Raw genomic sequence first — 4,689 nt, 5'->3', positions numbered from 1 at the left:
CCGTCCGGGGCCCTGGATCAATCCCATGGTGGCGGCAATAATCAACGCCCCGCCGGCCATGGTGGACCATCCAAGGGGCTCGGAAAACAAAACATACCCGTACACCGCCCCGAAAGCCACCTCCAGCATGCTGATGCTGCCCACCTTGGCCGAAGCTATATAGCCCAGAGCCCTGTTGGTGACAATATGGGCCAGCACGGCAAACAAACCAATGGCCCCCAGGCAGGCCAGTCCCGGCAGGGGAACCCGGAACCCCACGTTCGGGGAAAACAGGGGAACAAAACTGACGATCATGCCTGTTACGCTGATGTAAAATATGGGCGTCAATGAACTGTTTTCCGAACTTACCCGCCGGACCAGAGTCAGTGTCAATCCCATGCCAGCAGAGGCTCCCAGTCCGGCAAGATGCCCGATATCCAGCCCCAGGGCGTCCGATTGTCCGGACCAGAGTGCCAGGGCTGTGCCCATAAAGGCCAGGACAATACACACCCAGTTCCAAAACGAATTGGTATCCGAAGTCAGCCAGGGCGATATCAGGGCCGCCACCACCGGATAAGTGTAAAACAAAATCAGGGCTTGGAACATGGGAATGCGAAGCAATGCCAGGGTCAGGCTCAAAATCCCGGCAGTTCCGGTCAGGCTCAGCAAAACAAGGGTCTTTCTTTTCCGGCCCGCCAGGCCGATTCCGGTGATTCTGGCCAGCAAAACCAGAAAAACCGTCCCAAACAGGCTGCGGCCAAACATCATGTGCCAAATGGTGAGATAGGGATCGGAAAACCGGATCGCCACATTGAGGCAGGAAAACAAGAAAGCCGCCAGAACAGCAAGGGCCGCGCCGTAAACCACGGATGAAAAGCCCCCCGAAAGACCGGAGTCGGATGCTTTGTCAAACGGCCGTCTCAACACAGACCGGATCATGGCCCTGCAAACATCTCCTGGAGCTTGTCGCGGCTGATGCGCAGATAATCCCGGTCTTTGGAAAAGACCTCCAGGGTGATGGTTTCGTTGTATCCGATCTGCTTTAACGCCTTGACCACTTCGGCAAAATCAATGGTACCGGCCCCGATGGGAAGATGGTCATCATCGCGGCCCCGGTTGTCGCTGGCATGGACATGGCCGATGCGGCGGGAAAAGCGTTTGATGAAAGCCAGGATGCGCTCGGTGCCGCCCTGGATGTGGGCATGGCCCGTATCCAGGGTCAGCTGTGCATTTGGAAATGCATTGAGCACCGCCTCAAAATCCTCTGGCCGGACCAGGGAAAGGGAGCGGGGAAACAGGTTTTCCACGCACACGGCCAGGTGCAGTTTTTCCGCCTCGCCAAGCAGCCGGCGCATGGCATCCATGGCCCGTTTTCTGGCCAGATCCGGCATCATGGCGCCCAGGCCCTGGATAAAGCTTGGATGCAGCACCGCCTTGACGGCCCCGAGCTCGGCAGCCATGTACATGGAATCAAGGGTTTCCCGGATGGAGGCTTCCCGGATGGTGTCGGTGAGATCCGCAGTGGACACAAAGGTGGGCAAATGACAGACCAGATCCATTCCAAACCCGTCCAGGGCCCGGCAAAGATCGTCTTTTTGCGCCCTTATGACCGAATGGTGCGCATGGGGCGCATCCATTGTCACCTCAATATAATCGAATCCGAGTTTGCCAAGAATTTCGACTTCCTGCAACAGCGGATTTACGGGAGAATTCATGACACCGTATCGCATTGACGCCTGCCTCCTGTCTAACTGTTTTCAAACCACATGTTTTCCGCTTTTTTAAAGCATCCCCATCCGCTCATAGCCCGGACCCACACTGGATCAAACATAGGTTCGCAGCTTGAGTTCAATGGGGTGAGGATTTAAGTAGGTCTGCTGTTTGAGATACTTTTGATCATATTTGCGGATGTAGTGGTTTAAAAGGGTCATGGGAACCAGCAGGGGGAGATGGCCCGCCCTGAACCGGTCAAAGGTTTCAAGCAGTTCCTGCTTCTCATCGGCGGACAACTGCTTTTTAAAATATCCCATGATGTGCTGAAGCACATTGATGTGCTTTTTGGTCGTGGTCTTCAGGCGCATGGCGGCAATCAGCTGCGCCTCATATTCCCGGCGGAATGCATCCTGATCCATTTTTGCGGCCCCGGCCACCAATTTTCCCATGCTGCGCGCATACTCGGGGCTATGGGCCATCAAAAGCAGCTTGTTTCTGGAATGAAAATCCACCATGCCCCCGGTGCCGGGATTTTTTAAAAGCGTGTCCCGCCATCTTTTCAAGGTAAAAATCTGCTCGATAAAATTCTCCCGAAGCTTTGGATCATGAAGTCGGCCCTCTTCTTCCACCGGAATCAAGGGAAAATGATCCACAAACTCCCGGGCAAACAGGCCCACGCCTTTTTTTTCAGGCATGCCCTTTTCATTGTAAACCTTTACCCGCATCAAGCCGCTGCTCGGAGAATCCTTTTTAAAGATATAGCCGCACAAATCCTCCTTTTCCAGTTGTTTTACCCGTTTCTGGGCCCACTGGCGCATCTGGTCGGTATGGTCGGTGCGGGATTTTGTCTTTACCAGCCTGGGGGCATCCACATCTCCCACCAGCTGCATGGTCTCCCTTGGCACCCCGAAACCCGCCTCAACCTCAGGGCATACGGGCACATACGCCACATATTGGCCCAGGGTGTCGCGAAGAAAGTGATCCAACTTGTGCCCGCCGTTATAACGCACGTTTTCCCCCAACAGACAGGCACTGACGCCCAGCTTGATGCGATCTTCCATTTGAAATCCTTCCTGCTTGATATTTGCCGTAATTTGCCATAAATATATACCAGAAACAGGGCAAACGCAAAATCAATCCACACCCCGGAAGGAAAGCCCATGCGCGAGGACATCCAATCATTGCTCCGGGCCGGGCGCCATTGTGTCATGGCCACTGCCGCAGACAACAAGCCCTACTGCTCTTTGATGGCCTATGTTGTCAATGATGACTACACCCGGATATTTATGGGTACCCGCCGCAATACCCGCAAGTATCAAAACCTCGCTGAAAATCCCCTTGTCAGCCTGCTCATGGATTCCCGGGATCAGCACCAGCCCCAGGCACTCACCATTGAAGGCGTGATCGAAGAAATTGACCAAAAGCCTGAAAAAGATCAGATCCGGGAAGCGCTGGTCAGCAGACATCCGGAGCTAAAAAGCCTGCTGGATTCCCCGGATGCAGCTATTATCAGCGTCAGGGTCAAGTCGGTGGTTTTTTTAAACGGCTTAACAGACGTGTTTCGCCAACAGATTGAATAAGCACCTTGCAATGAAAGGCAAAAAATGAAATCCTCCTCTTCGCCCCGTATCCTGATTACCGGCGCCACGGGCTTTATCGGCCGGCGGCTGCTCTATCGCCTGGACGCCATGGGCTTTTGGGTTCGTTGCATGACCCGGAAGCCGGAGAAATTCAGCCTCCCCTTTGATCTGAAAAACCCGCCCGAGGTGGTTGCCGGCGATCTTCTGGACCCGGAATCTTTAAAAAAGGCCTTGGATGGGATCGACATTGCCTATTACCTTGTGCATTCCATGGGCGGGAAAAATTTCCGGGAGATGAAAGAGTTTGAAAAGCGGGACCGGACAGCTGCGCAAAACTTTGTCAATGCCGCAGACCAGTCCGGCTTGTCCCGGCTGATCTATCTCGGCGGCCTTGGGGAAATGTCCGGAAGCCTGTCCCATCACCTGGCCAGCCGCCAGGAAGTGGGAAAAATCCTTGCATCCGGCAAAACAGAAGCCACTATTTTGCGCGCAGCCGTGATTATCGGCGCCGGCGGAGCCGGGTTTGAAATTATCCGGTATTTGGTGGAACGCCTGCCGGTGATGCTGTGTCCCAAATGGATTTATACCCAATCCCAGCCCATTGCCGTTGAAAACGTGCTTGACTACCTGGCCGGCTGCCTTGAAGTTCCGGAAACAGCCGGGGCCACATTTGATATCGGCGGCCCCGAGGTGCTCACCTATGCCGAATTGATAAAAAAATATGCCCGGGTCCGGGGACTTAGGCGATATATTGCCGGTGTTCCGTTTTTCTATACGCTTTTGTCCACATACTGGGTGGCCCTGATCACACCGGTACCCCCGGGCATTGTTTTTCCACTGGCCGAGGGGCTGCGCAGCCCGGCCGTATGCCGGGAAAATCAGATCACCGGATTGATTCCGCTTGATTTAATCAGCATGGAGCAGGCCATCTGCAATGCCCTTGCCGAGGAACAACAGGGCCCGGGCCGCCTGGTTTCCCGGCAGGCCTGTTTTCTTCCAGAGTAAGCATGATCATCCGCGAAACAATAACCATTCACGCGCCCATGGAAATTGTCTGGGACGTGTTTTCACAAGTTGAAAACTGGTCAGAATGGAATCCGATCTGCCGGCAATGCCGGTATGAAGCCGGAGACCGCCTGGCTCCCGGCACCTGCCTGTCGTTTGAACTCAGGCCCCTGTTTTTTCCGATCCGGATCGCGCCGGAGGTAAAAGAATATGAAAAAGGGCGACAGGTTACCTGGATTGGGAAAAAATGGGGCATTTTCTCCCGGCATACATTTTATTTCAAGCCCGTGGGCCATGGGGTGAAGATCGAAAGCATTGAAACCTTTTCCGGCCCCATGCTTTTTGTGGCAAGGCTTGTGGGCATCCCCGGCCGTCTCCACAAACTGACCCGGCATCTGCTTGCCGCCATTCA

The 4,689-nt window shown here is 54.5% G+C and carries 6 protein-coding genes; 3 read left to right on the top strand and 3 right to left on the bottom strand.

The genetic code is table 11. The features are described 5' to 3' along the window. The 3 genes from R6U41_RS01085 to R6U41_RS01075 all read right to left on the bottom strand — a co-directional run. The coding region (locus R6U41_RS01085; RefSeq protein ID WP_410267995.1) for a DMT family transporter at window positions 1–918 on the bottom strand (918 nt) is incomplete at its 3' end. Next, window positions 915–1,709, bottom strand: coding sequence for a sugar phosphate isomerase/epimerase family protein (locus R6U41_RS01080; protein ID WP_410267994.1), 795 nt, complete (start codon window positions 1,707–1,709; stop codon window positions 915–917). The genes R6U41_RS01085 and R6U41_RS01080, both read right to left, overlap by 4 nt. 93 nt (window positions 1,710–1,802) lie before the next feature. Beyond that, the gene (locus R6U41_RS01075; protein WP_410267993.1) at window positions 1,803–2,753 is read right to left on the bottom strand and encodes a YbgA family protein; all 951 of its coding nucleotides are present in this window, start codon (window positions 2,751–2,753) and stop codon (window positions 1,803–1,805) included. Window positions 2,754–2,852: 99 nt separating this feature from the next. On the opposite strand from R6U41_RS01075, the gene R6U41_RS01070 reads away from it, so the two are divergent. The 3 genes from R6U41_RS01070 to R6U41_RS01060 form a co-directional block, all read left to right on the top strand. Further along, on the top strand, window positions 2,853–3,272 hold the full coding sequence (locus tag R6U41_RS01070; RefSeq protein WP_410267992.1) for a pyridoxamine 5'-phosphate oxidase family protein: 420 nt from the start codon (window positions 2,853–2,855) through the stop codon (window positions 3,270–3,272). A gap of 24 nt (window positions 3,273–3,296) precedes the next feature. Further along, window positions 3,297–4,277, top strand: a complete 981-nt coding sequence (locus tag R6U41_RS01065) for an NAD(P)H-binding protein (RefSeq protein WP_410267991.1) — start codon at window positions 3,297–3,299, stop codon at window positions 4,275–4,277. A 2-nt stretch (window positions 4,278–4,279) separates the two neighbouring features. Next, on the top strand, window positions 4,280–4,689 hold a 410-nt coding region (locus R6U41_RS01060; RefSeq protein WP_410267990.1), incomplete at its 3' end, for an SRPBCC family protein.

This window comes from Desulfosalsimonas sp., from assembly GCF_046483245.1.
Taxonomy (GTDB): domain Bacteria; phylum Desulfobacterota; class Desulfobacteria; order Desulfobacterales; family Desulfosalsimonadaceae; genus Desulfosalsimonas.
Note: the sequence above shows the minus strand (reverse complement) of the source record. Positions and strands in the feature narration are given on the sequence as shown.